The sequence below is a fragment of the Specibacter sp. NPDC078692 genome (genome assembly GCF_040686835.1).
Lineage (GTDB): Bacteria > Actinomycetota > Actinomycetes > Actinomycetales > Micrococcaceae > Specibacter.
Window position 1 is genome coordinate 45,381 of the sequence record NZ_JBFBLV010000003.1, and the last position, 19,515, is coordinate 64,895.

Consider the following 19,515-nt stretch of genomic DNA (forward strand, 5'->3'; position numbering starts at 1 on the left):
TGAGGCCTCGCCGATGTCGGAGCCTCGTGCTGTCTCGGTTCCCAGAGCACTGATCCAATTACGGATTTCGTCTTCACCTTCAACGTTGCGGTGCCTGTAGCTCGACCCAATAGCTATCCGTGCCATTAAAACTGTCGGCCAACCGGTGTCACATGACACCAATCCACATGGCCATGCCAGGGCAACCCGAAGCGACGGCTCGGGAGACTGATCTGCCCCAACCTCAACAGACCCTCGTGACAAGCCGCGGTCGCGTTTGAAAGAGACCCTATATCCGTCGATGATCGCGAGCATTTAGTTGCGACAGATTTTATCAATCGATGATGCGCATCACGCGTCTTGCAGATCGAGGTCGCGACCAGTCGCGTGGGTAAACTCTGAGTTTACGGTTGTGCATGTCCACCTGCTCCTTGATGGAGGGAAGGTGAGCTGCGATGACGGTGTCGATGCGGGTGATGTCGGCAGGTGACGGCTACAAATATCTGCTCCGCACGGTGGCCGCAGGTGACGGCGACCGAGACCTCTCGACGCCGTTGACGAGGTATTACAACGCCGATGGCACGCCGCCGGGGCGATGGATGGGTAGCGGCCTCACCGCGCTCGGGAACGGGCAGCTACATAATGGCGATGAAGTCACCGAAGCGCAGCTCCAGCTGCTGATTGGTATGGGTCGTGATCCCCTCACGGGTGATCCGATTGGGCGCGCCTACCCGGCATACAAGTCGGTGGCTGAGCGGGTTGAGGAGCGAGTTGGTGCTCTCGACCCTGAGCTGGGTCCAACCGCTCGGGGACGTGCAATCGCGGAGATTGAAGCCGAGGAATCTGAGCGTGGCACGCGACGAGCGGTGGCCGGATATGACTTCACCTTCTCGATCCCGAAGTCAGCTTCAGTGCTGTGGGCCGTTGCTGACGCTGGAACGCAGTCGCTGATCGTCAACGCGCATCATGCGGCGGTTGCAGAGGTGGTTGCGTTTATGGAGCGCGAGGTTGCAGTCACTCGCGCCGGTGCAACTCCAGGGGATGGTGCCGTTGCGCAGGTCGAGGTGCGTGGGTTGATCGCAACAGCGTACGACCATTACGACTCACGCGCGGGCGACCCACATCTGCACACGCATGTCGTGATCAGCAACAAGGTGCAGACCGTGCTCGACAGCAAATGGCGGAACTTGGACGGGCGTCCCCTGCACGCTGCGACGGTGGCGCTCTCGGAGTTTCATGAAGCGGTGTTCGCTGATCACCTCACGCTGCTCTTCGGGGTTGAGTGGGAAACGCGTGATCGCGGACGGGACCGCAATGCGGCTTGGGCTATCGCGAAGGTCCCTGAGCAACTCGTGTCAGAGTTCTCGTCGCGTTCACGGCACATCAATGAGGAGAAGGATCGTCTCATCGCTGCGTACGTGGAGAAGCACGGCAGGCGACCCTCCAGCACGACGATCATCAAACTGCGCGCCCAAGCGACGCTCGCCACAAGACCGGAGAAGGAGATCCATTCCCTTGCTGAACTCACCGATCAGTGGAGGCAGCGGGCGGGCAAGGTCCTTGGAGCGGATGCAACTCGCTGGGCACGCGAGATCACCGCGAATGAGGCGCCGTTGCTCCTGCGCGCTGATGACTTACCGCTTGACGTGGTTCGTGGCCTGGGGCAAAGCGTCGTGGACGTGGTCGGGGAAAAGCGGTCGACTTGGCGCCGCTGGAACCTCACCGCCGAAGCTGCCCGGCAGACGATGAAGTATCGCTTCGCAAGTACACGTGATCGCGAAGCAATTATTGGCATGGTTGTCGACGCTGCCGAGGCAGTGTCGACTCGGCTCACGCCTCCTGAACTGGCATCCAGCCCAGCTGTCTTTCGCAGGAGCGATGAATCGTCGGTGTTCAGGCCGAAGAACTCCACGGTGTTCTCTTCTGGTCAGCTTCTCGACGCCGAGGAACGCTTGCTTCAGCTCGCGCACGCAACGACAGGACCGACGATTTCGCTGGCGACGATCGAACGCGTCACGCTGAAGCCTGACAGTGAGGGCTTGGTGCTGGGGGAGGATCAAGTGTTTGCGTTGACGGAGATCGCGGTCTCCGGTCGTGTTGTCGATCTGCTGGTCGGCCCAGCTGGCTCCGGGAAAACGACCGCCATGAACGCACTACGCCGGGCATGGGAAAAGGAACACTGTCAAGGATCCGTCGTCGGGCTTGCCCCCTCTTCGAGTGCGGCACAAGTGCTTGCCGAGGATCTCGGGATCGCCGCCGAGAACACGGCGAAGTGGTGGCAGAATCACCTGCGCGAAGGCGAGGCCTTTCAGCCGGGTCAGCTTGTCATCGTCGATGAAGCATCACTGGCGGGGACGCTCTCTCTGGACCGGATCACCCAGCTTGCCTCTGAGGCCGGAGCGAAAGTATTGCTCGTTGGTGATTACGCTCAGCTCCAGGCGGTCGACGCGGGCGGCGCCTTTGGGATGCTCACGCACGATCGTGATGATGTGCCCGAACTGATCGATGTTCACCGCTTCACGCATGACTGGGAAAAGCGCGCGTCCCTTGATCTTCGCCATGGCCACATCGACGTCATCGACACCTACGGCGAGCACCAGCGCATCGTTGACGGTGACACTGAGGAAATGATTGATGCAGCGTATGCCGCCTGGCGCAGCGATCTCGTCGCGGGGCGTGCAACGGTTCTCGTATCAGACTCCAATGAATCGGTGACCGCGCTCAACAACCGAGCGCGCACCGATCTGATCCTCGACGGCACCGTTCGCGGGTCGCGTGAATCTGAGCTGCACGACGAAACCTATGCGGCATCCGGAGATATCGTCATTACGCGCCGCAACGACCGCCGTCTACTGGCGGGTCGAGGCTGGGTACGCAACGGAGATCGCTGGAACGTCGTCGACGTCCGACGCGACGGATCGATGCTTGTTCGACGCGCTGGAACTTCCTGGGGGACCAGCGTTCTTCTGCCAGCCGATTATGTAGCGGAGCACGTCGAACTTGGCTACGCCGTGACGTCCTTCCGCGCGCAAGGTCTCACCACCGACACTGCCCACGTGCTCATCGACTCGACCATGACTCGGGAGAACCTCTACGTGGCGATGACTCGGGGTCGTGACGCCAACGTCGCCTACGTCGCGGTCGACAAGCCCGATGCTTCCCACGATGGTCCACATCCTGGCGAGAACGACGAAGTCACCGGCCGTAGCGTGCTCACCGGAGTGCTGCAGCACGTCGGCGCGGAACTCTCCGCGCACGAAACCATCGCCGTCGAACACGAATCTCGGGGAACGATTGCCCAGCTTGCTGCCGAGTACGAAACGATCGCAGCAGCGGCGCAACGTGACCGGTGGGCATCTCTGGTGCGAGCATCCGGTCTCAATGCAGAACAAGCCGACGAAGTCATCGATTCGGATGCGTTCGGCCCGCTCACCACCGAGCTGCGCCGAGCCGAGGCCAACCATCACGACGTAGCAGACTTGCTCCCGCGTGTTGTCCGCGCACGTGACTTCGGCGACGCAGACGACATCGCCGCGGTGATTCGACATCGAGTCGCTGCGGCTACCACGAGGGCTGCGGGATCGGGTCGTAGCTATTCTGCGCCCAGGCTGGTCGCCGGGCTGATCCACGAGGCGATTGGCGCCATGAGTGAGGAAATGCAGCAGGCTCTCGTCGAGCGTCGTGATCTCATCGAGAAGCGAGTCGATGTAGTTCTCAACACCGCGGTCGCTGACTCGGCACCATGGATTGCAGCTCTCGGTGCCGAGCCCGCAGACCCGCAGCGCGCCGCCGCCTGGTATCGTGCAGCGTCCGTGATCGCCGCCTACCGCGACCGATATCAGATCACGAGTGCCGCGGTACTCGGAGCCTCGCCCGATTCCACAACACAGAAGGTCGACTACGCTCGCGCGGAAGCCGCTCTCCGCGTCATAAGAGATGCTCGTGCCCGTCGAACTCAAGAGCACGGACGGGAACGGGTGCGGGAAACGCGCGGCCTCCTTGATCGGTCAGCGTTTGGGTACAGCTAGGCAGTATGCACTGGCGCCAGTATCTCCGGGTTCAGCTCGTGGCGACGGAGAAGCTGGGCGTTCAGGGCAACGATGATCGTGGACAGCGACATCAACACTGCCGCGGCGGCCGGTGGCAGGTTGAAGTCGATGGGAGCGAGCACACCAGCGGCCAGCGGCACCGAGATGGCGTTGTACGCGGTCGCCCAAACGAGGTTTTGCGCCATCTTCTTGTAGGAGGCGTGTGAAAGCTCGATCGCGCTGAGCACGGCACGCGGGTCACTCGACACCAGAACGACGCCCGCCGACTCGATCGCGACGTCGGTACCGGCCCCGATCGCAACTCCCACGTCTGCGCGTGCAAGAGCAGGTGCATCGTTCACCCCGTCACCAACCATCGCAACCTTGAAACCACGCTCCTGCAGTTCAGCGACCTTGGCGGACTTGTCCCCGGGGAGAACTCCCGCGAACACCTCATCGATGCCGAGATCGGCTGCGACCGCATCCGCAACCTGTTGTGCGTCACCGGTGATCATGCCAACCCGGATCCCACGACGGTGCAGTTCATCAATGGCGGCACGCGATTCGGGGCGAATGACGTCCTCAAGCGAGAATGCACCCTCGATGCGGCCGTTGATGACCGCGAACAGGACGCTCGACCCGGTTGATTCCCACTCGGTGACCTCGGCCTGGATGCCTTCGGGCACGGACAGGTTGAGTGCGGCGAGGAGCCGGGGCCCACCAACGCGAACCTTGGTGCCATCGACGGTTCCTGAAACTCCGACACCCGGCTCGGAGCGGAACTCGGAGACCGATGGAATCGGCAACCCGTCGCTGTGCCCGTTTGCCCATGCGACGATCGCGCGAGCAACGGGGTGCTCACTCGGTGATTCCGCCGCGGCAGCCAGCCGAAACACGCGCTGAGGGTCGGCGCCCGGAACGGCTGTGGCTGCGGCAACGGCGTGGCGTCCCTCCGTGAGAGTGCCGGTCTTATCAAACATCACCACGTCGATGCTGCGCATCCGTTCCAGCGCCAGCCGGTCCTTCACCAAAACGCCAGCGCGGGCAGCCCGTTCTGTCGCGATCGAGATCACCAAAGGAATCGCGAGCCCGAGTGCGTGAGGGCAGGCGATGATCAGTACCGTCACCGCGCGGGTAATGGCGTCGGCGGGGCTGCCGACAATGATCCACACCACCACGGTGATCACGGCAGCCGCGACGGCGAAGTAGAACAGCAGAGCCGCTGCGCGATCGGCGAGGGCTTGGGCCCGAGTCGAGGATGCTTGCGCGTCCGCCACGAGTCGACGGATGCCAGCCAGTGCTGTGTTCTCGCCTACCGCGGTCACGCGCACTTGGATTGCTGAGTCAGTGGCAACGGTGCCCGCGGTGACGGTATCGCCAACGGCTCGGGAAACGGACGCCGACTCGCCCGTAACCATGGACTCATCCATGTCCGCGAATCCGGATTCGACAGTGCCGTCGGCCGGAACGCGTCCTCCCGCACGCACGAGCACGAGGTCACCGGCGCTGACATCGGCACTCGGGACCTGTTCCACGGCCCCGTCTTCATGGACCAACTCGGCGGTATCGGGCAGCAAGGCCGCTAGCGCATCGAGGGCACTTGATGCCCCACCGAGTGCGCGCATTTCAAGCCAGTGGCCCAGCAGCATGATGACCACCAGCAGGGCGAGCTCCCACCAGAAATCAAGATCGAGACCGGCACCAAGCGACGTGACCCACGACGCGAGGAACGCGACCGTGATCGCCATCGCGATGAGCAGCATCATCCCCGGCTGTCGGAGCTTAATCTCCCGCAACGCGCCCTTCAGAAACGGCATACCGCCGTAGAAGAAAATGACCGTGCCCAGAACAGGGGCAATCCATGTCGTCCAGCCGGTCTCGGGCAGGTCGTAGCCAAAGATCATCCCGATCATCTGGCTGAACGCGACCACTGGTATTGAAAGGATGAGTGTCAACCAGAACCGGTTACGGAACATCGCCACGCTGTGCCCGGCATGTGCACCCGGATCATGGTCAGCATGGGCATCATGTCCCTCTGAACCGTTTCCATGGCCGGAGTGAGCATCGTGACCTCCGTGGGGATCCCGGCTGCCCGCGACGGCGGGCTCGGCGTGCATGCCGAGGTTTGCATGTCCATTCGAGTGTTGAACGCCACGATCGCCGTGAGTGGCGTGCTCGATCGGCGTGTCCGGCCAACCGTGGTCGTGGCCATCAGACGGGTGGTGGCCGTGATGGTCGTGGTTTGGCTGTTGGTTCATTTAAGATCCCGTCTATTGCTGGCTACGTCGCGATGGAGACGTCGGCCCGATGGGGGCGAGAGGGGCGTCGTCACTAAGGATTCGGCGGCACGTCGTTTCACATGAGCTGGAGCGTTGTGATGCAGGTTGCTTTCTCGTCGGCGGTGGAAAACGGGGTGGTGCCAGATCGGCCGTTGTATGTCACTTCGATCGTTCCCTGTAGGTCACGAGGAACCCAGAATCCAGCGAACCCGTTATCGAACGTCGTCGTGGACTCTGTGACGATCACATCGCCGGTTGCGTCGTCAACGATGCGTACTTCGATGTCCTGCCCCGACAGCTCGCCGCGGCAGGTCGTGAGGCTGTGGAAGAAGCACTCATGGGTCTGCTCAATGTATGGCGCTATCGACAAATACGTGACGTCATCCGGCATGTCCAGGACCACTTCTTGGACATTGTCTGTGAGAACGAGTGCATCGGGGCGGACGGATGCGATCAAGTCTGATGGGCGATCGCTCACGTTCATTCGGTCGAGGCTGTCGATGATCTCCGGCGCCGACATGTCGGCGAGGCCGTACTCGGCGAGCAGATCTGCCCCAGCCGAGTCCTGGTTCGTGTCAGGCGCAGAACAGCCGACCAGCACGAGGGCAAGGATTGCGGCGGCAGCTGTGGCGAGGACGGTTGGTCGTTTCATTTCATAGTCTTTCAGTGGCGGTCCGCTGTGCTCCTCGCGGGTTCACCACGAGGAGCACAGCGGAAGTCAAAGTAGGGGTATGGGTTCGGTGCGGGCATTGCTGGAAGCAACATCGCCCACACCGAACGGTGAGCTAAAGGCTCTGGAGGATCTCGCGCATTGTCTCGATCTCGATATTCTGAGTGTCGATAATGGCCTGTGCCATCGCCACCGCATCCGGGTTCGTCCCCGAGTCAACCTCGATTTGCGCCATCTCGACCGCGCCCTCGTGGTGAACGATCATCTGCTCAAGGAACCGTCGGCTTGCTTCTGTCCCTGTCGCAGCGTCGAGTGCGGCCATGTCTTCTTCGGTCATCATGCCGTCCATGCTGCCGCCGTGATCCATGGCCATGCCGTCCGTCGAGGCCTGGGGCATGCCCCACGATTTGAGCATGCCATTGAGTGCGTCGATTTCAGGCTGTTGAGCCGCCTTGATCTCTTCGGCGAGGGTGATGACGCGAGGGTCGATCCCATCCTTCGCGAGGATCACGTCGGACATCTCCACGGCCTGTACGTGGTGAGGCACCATCATCTGCGCGAACATCACGTCAGCGGAGTTGGAGTCTTCAGTCACGGATGGTGCAGTTGTGGACTGCGGCGATGTTGACTCGACAGGGCCAGTCGAGCACCCGGCCAGGACCAGACCAGCTGCGAGGATGCCAGGGATAACGAAAAGTGTTCGGAGTTTCATGAGTCTTTCCAAAGGGTCGGAGAATTTTGGGGTCGGCGAATTGAGGCGGCGCGCACGTGGCGCAACCTCAGAAGGCCGATCAAGTCCGGCTAATGGAAAGTTCCTGTGGCGACGGCGTCATCGGGCGAGGACCAGCCCGCACGCTCACGACCATGTCTATCGCACGCTCACGAAGCCTTTGATTCGTTGACAAAAGGCGGGGGAGGAAGAAAATGAAGAATACAACGGTGCTCAGAAACGCGAGTATGCAGGCAATCTGTATCGCGTCAGATCCGCCGCAGCCCGCACCGCACGCGCCGCTAAGACCCGAGGCGCCGTCAGATTGGGCTATTGACGCTTGGGTGCCGTGACTGGCGGCGACCAGTGTTGAATGGCTTCCAGCGTCAGCCTCGACGTGCACCGTGGATGCCGCGGTCGGCAAGCTCTCATGGTTCTGACCAAGCCCGAAAGAGTGCATGAGGAAAGCGCACAGAAGCAAAGCGCCGATCGCGAAGGTGGCGACGATGAACCGGCGAGGCTTCAGATCGAACAGAGCCGAGGGGAGGTCACGTAGAACTGGCATTCCATCACCTCTACGACAGGTACTTCGCAACTCGACTCCTACGTGCTATTCAATCATGTCGAGGCGATACTTCCCTGGGGTACCACCTGAGAATTCGTTCGACGTGGGGGCGCCACTGTGTCGATACGAGAACTCGAACAGAGGCTGACGCACGGTCAGTTTCACAGTACTTGATTCACCCGCAGCAGTTACACATGGTCGGTGAACCGGGTCTCGACTAGAATTGAGTCCAATGACTCGATGACTGTTGGAACAATTACTGTTTCGCCGAGATCATCTCAACAGTTGCCGCGCCGTCTTGGAGACAGCACCCCGGAGGTGAGGGAAATGGGGCCGAATGGGGACCACATGGGCTGGTGGGGTATGGGCTGGAGCTGGGTCTTCCTCGTCCTGCTCGTGGTGGGAATTGTCATACTGATCGTGGTTCTTGTTCGAGCCTTCGCGGCACGTGGGCCTCGACAGACACCTCATCGCATCGGGACCAATGGGGCTCGCGAGTTGCTTGATGAGCGCTATGCCCGTGGAGAAATTGACACCAGTGAGTACGACGAGCGACGTCAACGACTCGACGGAGCACCTGACGCATGAAACCGATCACCCGTCGACAGGCGCTCCAGCTCGGGGCTGTGGGAGGGCTCGGTGTCGCTATTGGAGGGATCGGTCTCTCTCGGACTGGTCTTCCCTGGGGTGGGCGCGTGGCTGATGGTGATCTGCTGGTTGAGCCAGAGGTGTTACGCAGCAGCGGTGGCTTGCTGCAGGTGGATCTTGTCGCCGCTCGTCGAGAGGTGACCATCGCCGGACGACAGGTACAGGCCCTGACCTACGGGGGCACATTGCCGGGGAGAACCTGGTGGGTGCGACCGGGAGACACCATCGAGGTGCAGTTGCGTAACGAACTGGACACCCCAACCAACCTGCATACCCACGGGCTACAGGTTTCTCCCTCGGGGAATAGTGACAACCCCTTCCTCTCTATAGACCCTGGGCAGAGTTTTGGTTACCGGTTTACCTTGCCAGAGGATCACCCGTCTGGTGTGTGCTGGTATCACCCTCATCGGCATGGCTCAGTCGCTGACCAGCTATTCGGTGGCTTGTACGGTGCACTTATTGTCGAGGATGAAAAAATGCCGGTCAGTCGAGAGCGGGTGCTCGTCGTCTCCGACATTTCACTCACCGCTGGAGGACAGATCGCGACCGCCTCGGGCATGGACGTGATGATGGGCCGTGAAGGTGACCTCCTATTGGTCAACGGGCAGCACCGCCCACACATGTCGGCACGACCTGGGGAGCGGGAACGCTGGCGAGTGATCAATGCGTGCACTTCCCGTTACCTACGTTTGGCCTTGCCTGGGCAGCGCCTGGAATTGCTGGGGATCGACGGGGGTCAAGAACAGGCTCCCCGGGAAGTGCGGGACGTGCTCCTGGTTCCCGGTAATCGCGCCGACCTTCTCGTGAGCATGAGCGCCGGTAGTGGTGAGTTTCAGACACTGGGCTACGACCGTGGTGGAATGGGAATGGGAATGGGAATGATGGGAGGTCGAAACCTCTCCGGAGCTGAGGCCATTGCCACGCTCACTGTCTCCGGGCAAGAGACTTCTACGCCAGATACGGTGCCAGTTCGCTCGCCGGTTCTTCGGGATCTACGCGAGCAGCCTGTTGCGCGGCGGCGGGAGATTGCCTTCACCATGGGAATGGGGTCGATGATGCGCGGTGGCGGGAGCATGATGGATCTCGGATTCGACGGTCGTACTTTCGACATCGACCGAGTTGACCAACGCGTTGCTGCGGGAGCCGTGGAAGAGTGGCTCATCACGAACCCCACACCCATGGATCACCCCTTCCATTTACACGTATGGCCGATGCAGGTGATCGAGACGGACGGGCAACCGGTCAGCGAACAGGTTTGGCGTGACGTCGTCAATGTTCCTGCACAAGGTCGAGTGCGGGTGCTCATCGACTTCGCTCGTCACCCGGGGCGCACCGTATACCACTGCCACATCCTTGATCATGAAGATGCTGGCATGATGGCCATCGTCGATGTCGGCTGACCAGCTGCAGCGGCGTTGCGACCTGGCCAAAACCCACCGCTGCCGCGTAGTTTCCGTTACTTGATGTTGCCGGATGCACCACGTATTGTTGAAGTAACACGGCAGGCTCGCTTCTCTAGATGAGACGCGAGCTTGTTCTTTTTCTACCTCAGTGCGAGACACCCAGGCTTGCCAAACGAGATTCTACGGAGACGGCAGAGGCACTCCTGGACTGGTGGCAGACACCAAATACCGATCTGCCAACTGCTTCTGATGGGTCGATGCGAGCCCCCACAGGCCTGCTGGCAACAATGACTGAAGCAGATTTTGACCTTGCCATCGAGGAGTCGGACACGACGACGGCTTTCAAAGTTCCCGCGTCGCCTGAGTGAGTTTTCGTTGCCCGGGGGACCACGCGCGACTACCCTTGAAAGTGTGCCAGCGACCGCTTTCGCGAGGTGGACACCAGGCCCATTTCAAAGTGGCACGCTGGGGGCACGACAACTCCACAAAGGCCGATAATCCGCGGAATTACGCGGGTGGTGACGAGGATTGGGACTTCTAACCCCTCTCCGAAGTTCCGGTCTAAGCGCCTGATAGAAGGCCCGAATCTGCGTGTAGCTCGCAGATTCGGGCCTTTTTAGTGCCCTCCTTGAAAGGTGCGGGAGCAGTCTCTTAGGCCATGCGGACTCGGCAGAAAACTAAATTAAGCTAATTTAGCCATATGATGGATAAATTAGTGAAGAAGAGCGGTAGTTCACTTATGCTGATGTATCTACAGGACAGCATTTCGTTGTCATAAACATAAGGGAGTACGGGTCATGAGCGAATCAAGTCAGCTTGGAAAACCAACAGGAGCTTTCATTGGCGCATCGTGGATTGCGTTGGGGTTGGGAATGGGCGTCTACTTTGTAGGCCTCTGGAACGCCAAGATGGAACTGAACGAGAAGGGTTTCTACCTCACGGTGTTCCTGTTCGGGCTTTTTGCCGCAGTGTCGCTGCAGAAGGCAGTGCGCGACCGGGCCGAAGAAATCCCCGTGACACCCATTTACCTGGGCATCGCCTGGTTTGCGTTGCTGGCGGCACTCCTGCTGCTTGCCATTGGTCTCTGGAATGCCGAGCTGCTGTTGTCGGAGAAGGGTTTCTACGGCATCGGATTCGCTATGAGTTTGTTCGCGGTCGTGGCGGTCCAGAAGAACATCCGGGACCTTGCTGCCCACCGAGCGGTCTATCCCGATCAGGGTCCGAAGCCGGGGAACAGGCTCCTAGAAAATCTCGAACCGTAAAAAGAATCAACCAAAAGAGGAAACGACGGTAGCCGCACCAGTAACAAGGATGTGGAATTGATACCGTGAAGTCTATGAAAGAGGAAAACATCCACGCGCATCAAAGTGCCGCGGCAGCCCGATTCGTGCGCGATGCCGCGGCTGCTGTGCGTCCGGGGAAAATCATCGGGCCGCGCGATTCCGGCGACGCCTGGGTTGAGGGAGACGCCGGGAAGTTCTGGGGCACGTTTGGCTCCGCCGGTCTCTTAGTGTTCGACGCCGAACGCGGAGTCTTGCTGCAACACCGGGCCCTCTGGTCTCACCATGGCGGCACGTGGGGCCTTCCCGGGGGAGCCCTTCACAAGGGTGAAAGTGCCGTGGATGGTGCGCTGCGCGAATCGTGGGAAGAAGCGGGGGTGCCGCGCGAGAACGTGGAGCTGCTGTTCACATCGGTCTACGACGTGGGCTACTGGCGTTACACCACTGTGGTGGTCAAGGCCGTGGTCCCGTTCGAGGCCGTCATCAGTGATCCCGAGAGCCTTGCCCTGGAATGGGTCATGCCCGAGGACGTTGCCCAACGCCCGCTGCACCCAGGCTTCGCTGCGGCGTGGCCCGAGCTCCGGCGTCGTTTGTTGGCATGAATTTGTTACGGTGACCTCATGACTGAGAATTCAATCACCCCACCCGCCGAGCCGGTGTGGCTGCGCCGCCATCAGGACGTGGTTGCTGCAGCGCTGGATGCGCAGACGTTTTCCTCCCATGTGTCGGCGCATTTGAACGTGCCCAACGGCATGGATGGTGCGGAACACACCCGCTACCGAGCCGTGGTGGATAAGTACATGAGCCCCCAGCGCTCCGCGGAGCTGGAACCGATGTGCCGCGCAGTGGCAGTAGAGCTCATCGAGGAACTTACAGACGGCGAGAGCGTTGACGTGGTGGGCGGATTTGGTCGCCGCTTCGCCGTTCGCGCACAAAGCCGATGGTTAGGCTGGCCGGCCGCATTGGAAGAACCGCTGCTGCAGTGGATGTCTGACAACCACGACGCCACCCGTTCGGGCGACCTTGCCCAGACCACGGAAATTGCCCGACGCTTCGATGCGATTATCACCGATCTGGTCAACACCCGCCGTATGGGGCGGATCGGCGGCCGCGGCACTGCCCTTGACCCCACCGACGAGCTGGCCCATGACTTTGTGGGCAACGTTCCGTTACTGGCCACCGAGATTGTCAGCATCCTGCGCAACTGGACCGCGGGGGATCTGGGCACCATTTCCCGCTGCGTGGGCACCGTTGTGAACCACCTGGCTCAGCATCCAAAGCTCCAAACGGAACTACGCAACCGACTCGACGATCACGCGTTTATTGATGCTGCCCTGGATGAGATGCTGCGCATAGACAATCCCTTCCTATCCAACAGGCGTAAAACCACCACCGAGGTCACTGTGGGCGAGCACCATCTTGCCGCCGGGCAACGCGTCTACCTGGATTGGGTCTCGGCCAACAGGGATCCGGAGGTTTTCGGTGACCCGGATGCATACCGGCCCGAAGAAAATGCGGACAAGAATGTGGTTTACGGACTAGGCAAACACGTCTGTCCAGGTCGCGATTTGTCCACCATGGAACTGCGCGCCGCCACCACCGAACTGTTGGCGCGGACAACGGCCATTGTGCCCGCGCCGGGGCAGGAGAATGTTCGTGAGACCATTCCGCTGGCAGGCTTTCGCAGCGTGCATGTGATCCTGCACAAGCAGTAAAGCTTCGAGAAAGCTTCGAGTCGCAGCCTGGCGCCCGCCTAGTTCAGCCCGCCTAGTTCAACCGGCCTAGTTCAGCCCGCCTAGTTCAGCCCCAGAATTTCGATGGTCTGTTCCCGCATATCCATTTTGCGCACCTTACCTGTGACGGTCATGGGGAATTCGTTCACGGCGAGCACATAGCGCGGGATTTTGTGGCGGGAGAGGTGGCCCTGGCAGTAGGCGGCGATGGCTGCGGCATCCAGCGGCGTGGCACCGGGCTTCATGAGGAGCCAGGCGCACAGTTCCTCGCCGTAACGGTCATCGGGCACCCCGATCACCTGGACGTCGGCAATGTCTGGGTGCTTGTACAAGAACTCTTCGATCTCTCGCGGGTACAGGTTTTCGCCGCCACGGATCACCATGTCCTTGATGCGCCCCACAATGTTGACGTAGCCATCGGGGTACATCACGGCAAGGTCTCCGGTGTGCATCCATTGTTCCGGATCAATCGCTGCGGCGGTCTTCTCTGGATCGTTCCAGTAGCCCAGCATCACCGAATAGCCGCGTGTGCAGAACTCGCCAGGGGTTCCGTGGGGGACGGTCTCGCCAGTGGCGGGGTCTACGATTTTGATCTCGAGGTGAGGGTGCACCCGGCCTACCGTCTCGGTCCGGTGGGCCACGTCGTCGTCCATTAGCGTCTGCATCGACACCGGCGAGGTCTCCGTCATGCCGTACGCGATGGAGACACCCTCCATGTGCATCTCGGTGATGCAGCGCTTCATGACTTCCACGGGGCAGGGTGAGCCGGCCATGATGCCGGTGCGAAGGGTGGAGAGGTCGTAGCTGGCGAAATTGGGCAGGTTCTGCTCGGCGATGAACATGGTGGGTACCCCGTAAAGTGCCGTGCAGCGTTCCTCCTGTACGGCAAGTAGCGTGGCGGCCGGATCGAACGACGCTGCCGGAATGATGATGGCTGCCCCGTGTGTGGTGGCGCCCAAATTGCCCATGACCATACCGAAGCAGTGGTAGAACGGCACCGGAATGCACAGCCTGTCGTGCTCTGTGAAGCCGATGGTTTCGGTGACGAAGTAGCCGTTGTTCAGGATGTTCCGGTGGCTCAGCGTGGCGCCCTTGGGGTAGCCGGTGGTGCCGGAGGTGTACTGAATATTGATGGGGTCACTGGGCTCCAGTGTTGCCATGGCACGTTCGACGGCGTCCGCTGGCACCGCCTCTCCGCCCGCCACCAGCGCGTCCCAAGTTGGCGTGCCAATATAGACGGCGGCCGTCAAGTCGGGGCACTCCGGACCAACCTGCTCCACCATGGCCTGGTAGTCGGTTCCCTTGAAGTCGGGCAGGGCCACAATCATGGCCATGCCCGATTGCTGGACGGCGTACTTGAGCTCGTGGACCCGGTACGAAGGGTTGACGTTGACTAGGATGGCACCAATCTTGGCGGTGGCATACTGCAGCAGGACCCATTCGGGCACGTTGGGTGCCCAAATGCCCACACGATCTCCCTGGGTCAACCCGGCGGCGAGGAGCCCGCGGGCTAGGGCATCGACGTCGTGGTTGAGTGCTGCGTAGCTCCAGCGGCGGCCGGAGGGCCTGTCAATCAGAGCATCACGATCAGGGAACTGCAGTGCCACTTTCTGGAAATTGGCGCCAATCGTTGCCTCAATCAGAGGTGTGGTGGCGGAGCCGGACGTCTGGGAGTCATGAACTTCTGTGGTCATGTGACGATGCTAGTACGGTCTTGAGTTAATGTGTACTAACTCACATGATGGATTTTCGGGGTGGTGCTGTCGGAAGGTGACCGTCATGGAGTTTTTCGGGCAAGAAGCCGCGGCCCACCACCCGGGCCGTGATGGGTTGGACGGCCTTGGCTGCCAAGGTGGCCAGAGGAGCCTGCCATGGACGCAGGGGTGTCATTCCAGCTGGTCCGCCGCCTGCAGGGCCAACGATTCCGACGAGCGCGTAGATGAGCCTGATCACTTGGCAGGGTGCGGCTTAGCGGCTTCAATCTCGATAAGATAAGGTAAGACTAATACCACAGGCTTCTGTGGCTATATTATTTTCTTCCCGGGGGTACCTCACACTCATGATGGATAGCATCGTTTCCCTTCCTTTCGTGTGGGCTTTCCTGATCCTGTTCGTCATTGTGATGCTGCGTTCCAACGGAACCTACTGGGCGGGCCGCGGTCTTGCTGCCGGAGGCCGCAAGACCAAGTTGCAAAAGCACCTAGACTCCCCGGCCGCGCAAAGGGCGGAAAAGATCATTGCCCGCTGGGGCGCTCCCGCAGTCAGCGTCAGTTTCTTGACCATTGGCATCCAGACGGCCGTCAACATGTCGGCTGGATTGGGTCGCATGCCGTTGCGCCGCTATATCCCCGCCACGGTGGTGGGGTCCATCGCTTGGGCCTGCATCTACGCCACGATCGGCCTCGCCGCCTTTGACGCAGCCATTGCCGCTGCTGCGGGTTCGCCGCTGGCAATCGTGCTGCTGGTGCTGGCTGTTGGTGCTGTGATTCTTGGTGTTCACCTCTTCCGCGTCTCACGTACCCGCAAGCTGGACAAAAGCGCCCTCGAAGATTGCCCCGTCATGGGCATGGAAATCAGCGATCCCACCACGGCCAAGGCCTAACACCTTCAGCGGTAATGCCGCCGACAAGAGCTGCTGACTCTCCTCCCTCGAGGTGACTGGCCCCACCAATCGATGAATTGCCGCAGGCACGGTGGCTGGCGGTAGAGTCATTGCCATGATGGACCAAAGAACACTTACTGCCGTAGAGGCCACCTCGTACTATCGCCATCTTGGTGGGAATCGCTACGAGTCAACTGCTCATACTCAAGGTGCTTGGAATCCCCATGAGCAGCACATGGCGCCCGTGGCTGGCATCATGGTCCACGCGCTGGAGCAATTTCAGCACCGCCCGGATATGCGCCTGGTGCGGATTAACTTTGACATTCTCGGGATGATTCCGGCCGGCGAATTCACCCTTGAAACCACGCTGCTGCGCCCGGGGAAGACCATTGAACTCCTCCAGGTGGAGTTGCTGGCACAGGGCCGTGCAGCGGTGCGAGCCACGGCATGGCGCCTGCAAAAAAATGACACCACTGCTGTTGAAGCTTATGAGGACGAACCCTTGGGCAGTGTGGAGGAAGCGCTTCCTTGGGACGGCATGAGTACCTGGCCCGGCGGTTTCATCAAGACTCTTGAAGGCCGTTCGCTGCCCGATCACCGCCCAGGCCATGGCCGAGCCTGGTTGCACAGTCCCTTCACCATGCTCGATGGCGGAGAGCACTCCTCTGCACTGGTTCGCCTGCTAGGTCTGGCTGACAGTGCCAACGGTGTGGCTGCCCGTATGAACCCCGAACCCGGCGGCTGGATGTACCCCAATGTGGACCTTTCCATCCACCTCTACCGCGAGCCGGTGGGTGAATGGCTGGGTCTGGCTACGGACGTCACTATTGGTTCCGACGGCGTAGGGCTGACATCGTCAGTGCTCCATGATGTGACTGGCCCCTTTGGGCGTTCGGAACAGATTCTGACTGTCCGACCCATCCCGCACGCCCAGTGAGTACTCTGCTGGCACCTGTCCTAGAAGTGCACCGGCAGCAAGTTAGCCGTGGCGCCGAACTTGACCTCAACTATGCCTTGGAACTGTTGAGTGAGGTCAAAACCGGGAGCCGGGAAGCGATGTTGCGCTTCTATCGGCCCGAACCCACCGTGGCGTTTGGACAACGTGATGCCAAGCTGCCCGGGTTCGCGGCTGCCGAGGCAGCGGCCCGAAAAAATGGTTTTCAGCCCGTAATACGCAAAGCCGGTGGCCGGGCTGCCGCCTATCATCAAGGCACGCTGGTGGTGGATCACATCCAGCGAGAGGACGATGCCATTCTTGGCGCCAAGGCTCGCTTCGCCTTTTTTGCTGAGCTCTTCACCCAGGCCCTGAAATCACTGGGTGTGGATGCTGGAGTGGGCGAGATCCCGGGCGAATATTGCCCCGGGGAATTTAGCGTTTACGGACGCGGACCGGCCCACAGCATCAAGCTTGTGGGCACAGCGCAGCGCGTTGTGGCAGGTGCGTGGCTGTTCAGCTCGGTCGTCGTGGTCGAGAATTCGGCGCCGATTCGTGCGGTCCTGGCCGATAGCTATGCAGCCCTAGGTCTGGAGTGGGATCCGGCAACCGCAGGAGCAGCGGAGGACCTGCGTCCGGGCCTGACCGTTGACGACGTGGAAGCAGCCGTCCTGGCGGCCTACGCACAGCACACCGAGCTAATCGAGCCGTAATCGGCACGCATGGGCCTTGCCCCGCCATCCAATCTGCAGGTAATGCGAAAATTCTTGCTGATTCTTCGCATTACCTGCAGTTTGGACTTATCTGAGCGTCCGGAAATCGCGTTATCCGCAGTTTGGACCGGAGGGAACGCGGGCCTTACTGCTGTGCGGCAGCCAGAACGCCCGGTGCCTCGGCGGCGATCGTGGTTGAGTCGCCGTGCCCGGTGTTGACTACGGTCTCGCCTGGCAGGCTCAGCAGCCGTTCGGTGATAGAGGCAACGATCGTGGGGAAGTCGCTGTAGGAACGTCCCGTGGCGCCGGGGCCACCGTTGAACAAGGTGTCTCCGGAGAAAACGGTGCCCAGATCCGCCGCGTAGAAGCACGTGGAGCCGGGGGAGTGTCCCGGGGTGTGCAGTGCGGTCAATGCCGTGCCAGCAATCTCGAATCGTTCACCGTCAACAATGGCGCCGTCAGGTGTGGTCCCCGGGTAGATGTCTTCCCAGAGCATCTGGTCAGCGGCGTTCATGAGCACCGGCGCTTCCACCAAGGTGGCAAACTCGCGGGCGTACCGGATGTGATCGTCGTGTCCGTGGGTGAGCAGTACGGCCTTGACCGTGCGGGTGCCCACGGCTGCTGCGATGGCAGCGGCATCGTGCGCGGGATCGATCACCAACACAGAGCTGTCATCGCCCACGATCCAGACGTTGTTATCCACATCCCAGGTACCGCCGTCCAGCGAAAATGTTCCGGCGGTCACGAGCCGTTCAATGCGCGCGCTCATGCGAATTCCACCACCGATCGCAGCACAGAGCCCTCGCCCATCTTGGCGAACGCGGCTTCAATATCGTTGATGGTGATACGTTCGCTGACAAACGCGTCCAGGTCCAGCTTGCCCTGCTTGTAGAGCTCCACGAGCATGGGGAAATCACGGGAGGGCAGGCAATCGCCGTACCAGGAGGACTTCAGTGAACCGCCGCGACCAAACACATCCAGCAGTGGCAGTTCCAGCGTCATCTCCGGGGTGGGTACGCCCACCAGGACCACGGTGCCGGCCAGATCGCGGGCGTAGAAAGCCTGCTTGTAGGTCTCGGGACGTCCGACGGCGTCAATCACCACATCTGCACCGAACCCTCCGGTGTGGTTCTGGATAGCGAGAACCGCATCCTCGGTGGAGGCATCCACTGTGTGGGTTGCGCCCAGGGCTACCGCTGCTGCCAGCTTCTTGGGATCGCGATCCACGGCGATGACTTTGGTGGCCCCGGCCAGTGCTGCACCGGCAATTGCTGCGGAGCCAACTCCGCCACAGCCGATCACAGCGACGGTGTCACCGCGCTTGACGCCACCGGTGTTGATGGCGGCGCCAATGCCGGCCATGACACCACAGCCGAGCAGGCCCACGGCGGCGGGGTCTACATCGGCGTCGACCTTGGTGCACTGGCCTGCGGCGACGAGGGTCTTTTCAATGAACGCGCCAATGCCCAGTGCGGGGGAGAGCACGGTGCCGTCCTCGAGTGTCATCTTCTGCGTGGCGTTGGAGGTGTTGAAGCAGTACTGGGCCTGGCCCTTGGCGCAGGCGCGGCAGTTGCCGCACACGGCACGCCAGTTCAGGATGACCCTGTCTCCGGGGACTACGTTAGTGACGCCATCGCCCACAGCACTGACGATGCCGGTGGCTTCGTGGCCCAGCAGGAATGGAAAGTCATCATTGATGCCACCCTGCTTGTAGTGCAGGTCCGTGTGGCAAACGCCGCTGGTCAGGATGTCGACCAGGGCCTCGCCCGGGCCCGGATCCGGGACCAGAATGGTTTCGATGGTGACGGGTGCGTTCTTGCTCAGCACCACTGCGCCCTTGACCTTGTGAACAGTCTTGTTAACCATAAGAGCTCCTTAAGCACCGTGTTCCGCCTCGGGAACATCCATGGGGGTTACTGACAGGCTACACGGAATTGGTGCTTAAGGAGTCTCTGCTAAGGAGGTGACGGGT

At 61.0% G+C, this 19,515-nt stretch carries 16 protein-coding genes; 9 read left to right on the top strand and 7 right to left on the bottom strand.

The window, feature by feature from the left end:
• Positions 1 to 434: 434 nt before the first annotated feature.
• Positions 435 to 4,007 carry a MobF family relaxase gene (mobF, locus tag AB0O97_RS02975; RefSeq protein ID WP_363879758.1) on the top strand — a complete coding sequence of 1,191 codons (3,573 nt, stop codon included), beginning with the start codon at positions 435 to 437 and terminating at the stop codon, positions 4,005 to 4,007.
• Here mobF and AB0O97_RS02980 read toward each other — a convergent pair.
• The 3 genes from AB0O97_RS02980 to AB0O97_RS02990 all read right to left on the bottom strand — a co-directional run bounded on the left by AB0O97_RS02980 (position 4,004) and on the right by AB0O97_RS02990 (position 7,668).
• Positions 4,004 to 6,265: a heavy metal translocating P-type ATPase gene (locus AB0O97_RS02980; protein WP_363879761.1), complete on the bottom strand. Its 2,262-nt coding sequence runs from the start codon at positions 6,263 to 6,265 to the stop codon at positions 4,004 to 4,006. The two genes, mobF and AB0O97_RS02980, sit on opposite strands and share 4 nt — an antisense overlap.
• 97 nt (positions 6,266 to 6,362) lie before the next feature.
• The gene (locus AB0O97_RS02985) at positions 6,363 to 6,938 is read right to left on the bottom strand and encodes a CueP family metal-binding protein (RefSeq protein ID WP_363879764.1); all 576 of its coding nucleotides are present in this window, start codon (positions 6,936 to 6,938) and stop codon (positions 6,363 to 6,365) included.
• Positions 6,939 to 7,071: 133 nt separating this feature from the next.
• On the bottom strand, positions 7,072 to 7,668 hold the full coding sequence (locus AB0O97_RS02990) for a DUF305 domain-containing protein (RefSeq protein ID WP_363879767.1): 597 nt from the start codon (positions 7,666 to 7,668) through the stop codon (positions 7,072 to 7,074).
• A gap of 889 nt (positions 7,669 to 8,557) precedes the next feature.
• Here AB0O97_RS02990 and AB0O97_RS02995 point away from each other — a divergent pair.
• The 5 genes from AB0O97_RS02995 to AB0O97_RS03015 all read left to right on the top strand — a co-directional run bounded on the left by AB0O97_RS02995 (position 8,558) and on the right by AB0O97_RS03015 (position 13,276).
• Complete coding sequence (locus AB0O97_RS02995) at positions 8,558 to 8,818, top strand: SHOCT domain-containing protein (protein WP_270107486.1); 261 nt, start codon at positions 8,558 to 8,560, stop codon at positions 8,816 to 8,818.
• Positions 8,815 to 10,278 (top strand): multicopper oxidase family protein, encoded by a 1,464-nt coding sequence (locus AB0O97_RS03000; protein ID WP_363879771.1) that lies wholly within the window; start codon positions 8,815 to 8,817, stop codon positions 10,276 to 10,278. The genes AB0O97_RS02995 and AB0O97_RS03000 overlap by 4 nt, the downstream gene beginning before the upstream one ends.
• 800 nt (positions 10,279 to 11,078) lie before the next feature.
• Positions 11,079 to 11,543, top strand: a complete 465-nt coding sequence (gene yiaA, locus AB0O97_RS03005; protein WP_363839979.1) for an inner membrane protein YiaA — start codon at positions 11,079 to 11,081, stop codon at positions 11,541 to 11,543.
• A gap of 74 nt (positions 11,544 to 11,617) precedes the next feature.
• On the top strand, positions 11,618 to 12,163 hold the full coding sequence (locus AB0O97_RS03010; protein ID WP_363839977.1) for an NUDIX hydrolase: 546 nt from the start codon (positions 11,618 to 11,620) through the stop codon (positions 12,161 to 12,163).
• 18 nt (positions 12,164 to 12,181) lie between these two features.
• Complete coding sequence (locus tag AB0O97_RS03015) at positions 12,182 to 13,276, top strand: cytochrome P450 (RefSeq protein ID WP_363839975.1); 1,095 nt, start codon at positions 12,182 to 12,184, stop codon at positions 13,274 to 13,276.
• A gap of 80 nt (positions 13,277 to 13,356) precedes the next feature.
• Here AB0O97_RS03015 and AB0O97_RS03020 read toward each other — a convergent pair whose 3' ends face one another.
• Complete coding sequence (locus AB0O97_RS03020; RefSeq protein ID WP_363879774.1) at positions 13,357 to 14,988, bottom strand: AMP-binding protein; 1,632 nt, start codon at positions 14,986 to 14,988, stop codon at positions 13,357 to 13,359.
• 40 nt (positions 14,989 to 15,028) lie between these two features.
• Positions 15,029 to 15,247, bottom strand: a complete 219-nt coding sequence (locus AB0O97_RS03025; RefSeq protein ID WP_363879777.1) for a hypothetical protein — start codon at positions 15,245 to 15,247, stop codon at positions 15,029 to 15,031.
• Positions 15,248 to 15,353: 106 nt separating this feature from the next.
• On the opposite strand from AB0O97_RS03025, the gene AB0O97_RS03030 reads away from it, so the two are divergent.
• The 3 genes from AB0O97_RS03030 (at position 15,354) to AB0O97_RS03040 (ending at position 17,543) form a co-directional block, all read left to right on the top strand.
• The gene (locus AB0O97_RS03030; RefSeq protein WP_363879780.1) at positions 15,354 to 15,896 is read left to right on the top strand and encodes a VTT domain-containing protein; all 543 of its coding nucleotides are present in this window, start codon (positions 15,354 to 15,356) and stop codon (positions 15,894 to 15,896) included.
• 118 nt (positions 15,897 to 16,014) lie between these two features.
• On the top strand, positions 16,015 to 16,833 hold the full coding sequence (locus AB0O97_RS03035; RefSeq protein ID WP_363880129.1) for a thioesterase family protein: 819 nt from the start codon (positions 16,015 to 16,017) through the stop codon (positions 16,831 to 16,833).
• Complete coding sequence (locus AB0O97_RS03040; protein WP_363839966.1) at positions 16,830 to 17,543, top strand: lipoate--protein ligase family protein; 714 nt, start codon at positions 16,830 to 16,832, stop codon at positions 17,541 to 17,543. Before AB0O97_RS03035 ends, AB0O97_RS03040 begins: the two co-directional genes overlap by 4 nt.
• 145 nt (positions 17,544 to 17,688) lie before the next feature.
• Here AB0O97_RS03040 and AB0O97_RS03045 read toward each other — a convergent pair whose 3' ends face one another.
• Both AB0O97_RS03045 and AB0O97_RS03050 read right to left on the bottom strand, forming a co-directional pair.
• Positions 17,689 to 18,312 (bottom strand): MBL fold metallo-hydrolase, encoded by a 624-nt coding sequence (locus tag AB0O97_RS03045; protein WP_363839963.1) that lies wholly within the window; start codon positions 18,310 to 18,312, stop codon positions 17,689 to 17,691.
• Entirely contained in the window at positions 18,309 to 19,409 is a 1,101-nt protein-coding gene (locus tag AB0O97_RS03050) for an S-(hydroxymethyl)mycothiol dehydrogenase (RefSeq protein WP_363839960.1), read from the bottom strand. Before AB0O97_RS03050 ends, AB0O97_RS03045 begins: the two co-directional genes overlap by 4 nt.
• Positions 19,410 to 19,515: the final 106 nt, after the last annotated feature.

Excerpts from the sequence above, each read along its gene's own strand:
- AB0O97_RS02990 (WP_363879767.1), bottom strand. The coding sequence starts at position 7,668 with ATGAAACTCCGAACACTTTTCGTTATCCCTGGCATCCTCGCAGCTGGT.
- AB0O97_RS03010 (WP_363839977.1), top strand. The coding sequence starts at position 11,618 with ATGAAAGAGGAAAACATCCACGCGCATCAAAGTGCCGCGGCAGCCCGA.
- AB0O97_RS03015 (WP_363839975.1), top strand. The coding sequence starts at position 12,182 with ATGACTGAGAATTCAATCACCCCACCCGCCGAGCCGGTGTGGCTGCGC.
- AB0O97_RS03000 (WP_363879771.1), top strand. The coding sequence starts at position 8,815 with ATGAAACCGATCACCCGTCGACAGGCGCTCCAGCTCGGGGCTGTGGGA.
- AB0O97_RS03035 (WP_363880129.1), top strand. The coding sequence starts at position 16,015 with ATGGACCAAAGAACACTTACTGCCGTAGAGGCCACCTCGTACTATCGC.
- AB0O97_RS02985 (WP_363879764.1), bottom strand. The coding sequence starts at position 6,938 with ATGAAACGACCAACCGTCCTCGCCACAGCTGCCGCCGCAATCCTTGCC.
- AB0O97_RS03050 (WP_363839960.1), bottom strand. The coding sequence starts at position 19,409 with ATGGTTAACAAGACTGTTCACAAGGTCAAGGGCGCAGTGGTGCTGAGC.
- AB0O97_RS03020 (WP_363879774.1), bottom strand. The coding sequence starts at position 14,988 with ATGACCACAGAAGTTCATGACTCCCAGACGTCCGGCTCCGCCACCACA.
- AB0O97_RS03030 (WP_363879780.1), top strand. The coding sequence starts at position 15,354 with ATGATGGATAGCATCGTTTCCCTTCCTTTCGTGTGGGCTTTCCTGATC.
- AB0O97_RS02980 (WP_363879761.1), bottom strand. The coding sequence starts at position 6,265 with ATGAACCAACAGCCAAACCACGACCATCACGGCCACCACCCGTCTGAT.
- mobF (WP_363879758.1), top strand. The coding sequence starts at position 435 with ATGACGGTGTCGATGCGGGTGATGTCGGCAGGTGACGGCTACAAATAT.
- yiaA (WP_363839979.1), top strand. The coding sequence starts at position 11,079 with ATGAGCGAATCAAGTCAGCTTGGAAAACCAACAGGAGCTTTCATTGGC.
- AB0O97_RS02995 (WP_270107486.1), top strand. The coding sequence starts at position 8,558 with ATGGGGCCGAATGGGGACCACATGGGCTGGTGGGGTATGGGCTGGAGC.
- AB0O97_RS03045 (WP_363839963.1), bottom strand. The coding sequence starts at position 18,312 with ATGAGCGCGCGCATTGAACGGCTCGTGACCGCCGGAACATTTTCGCTG.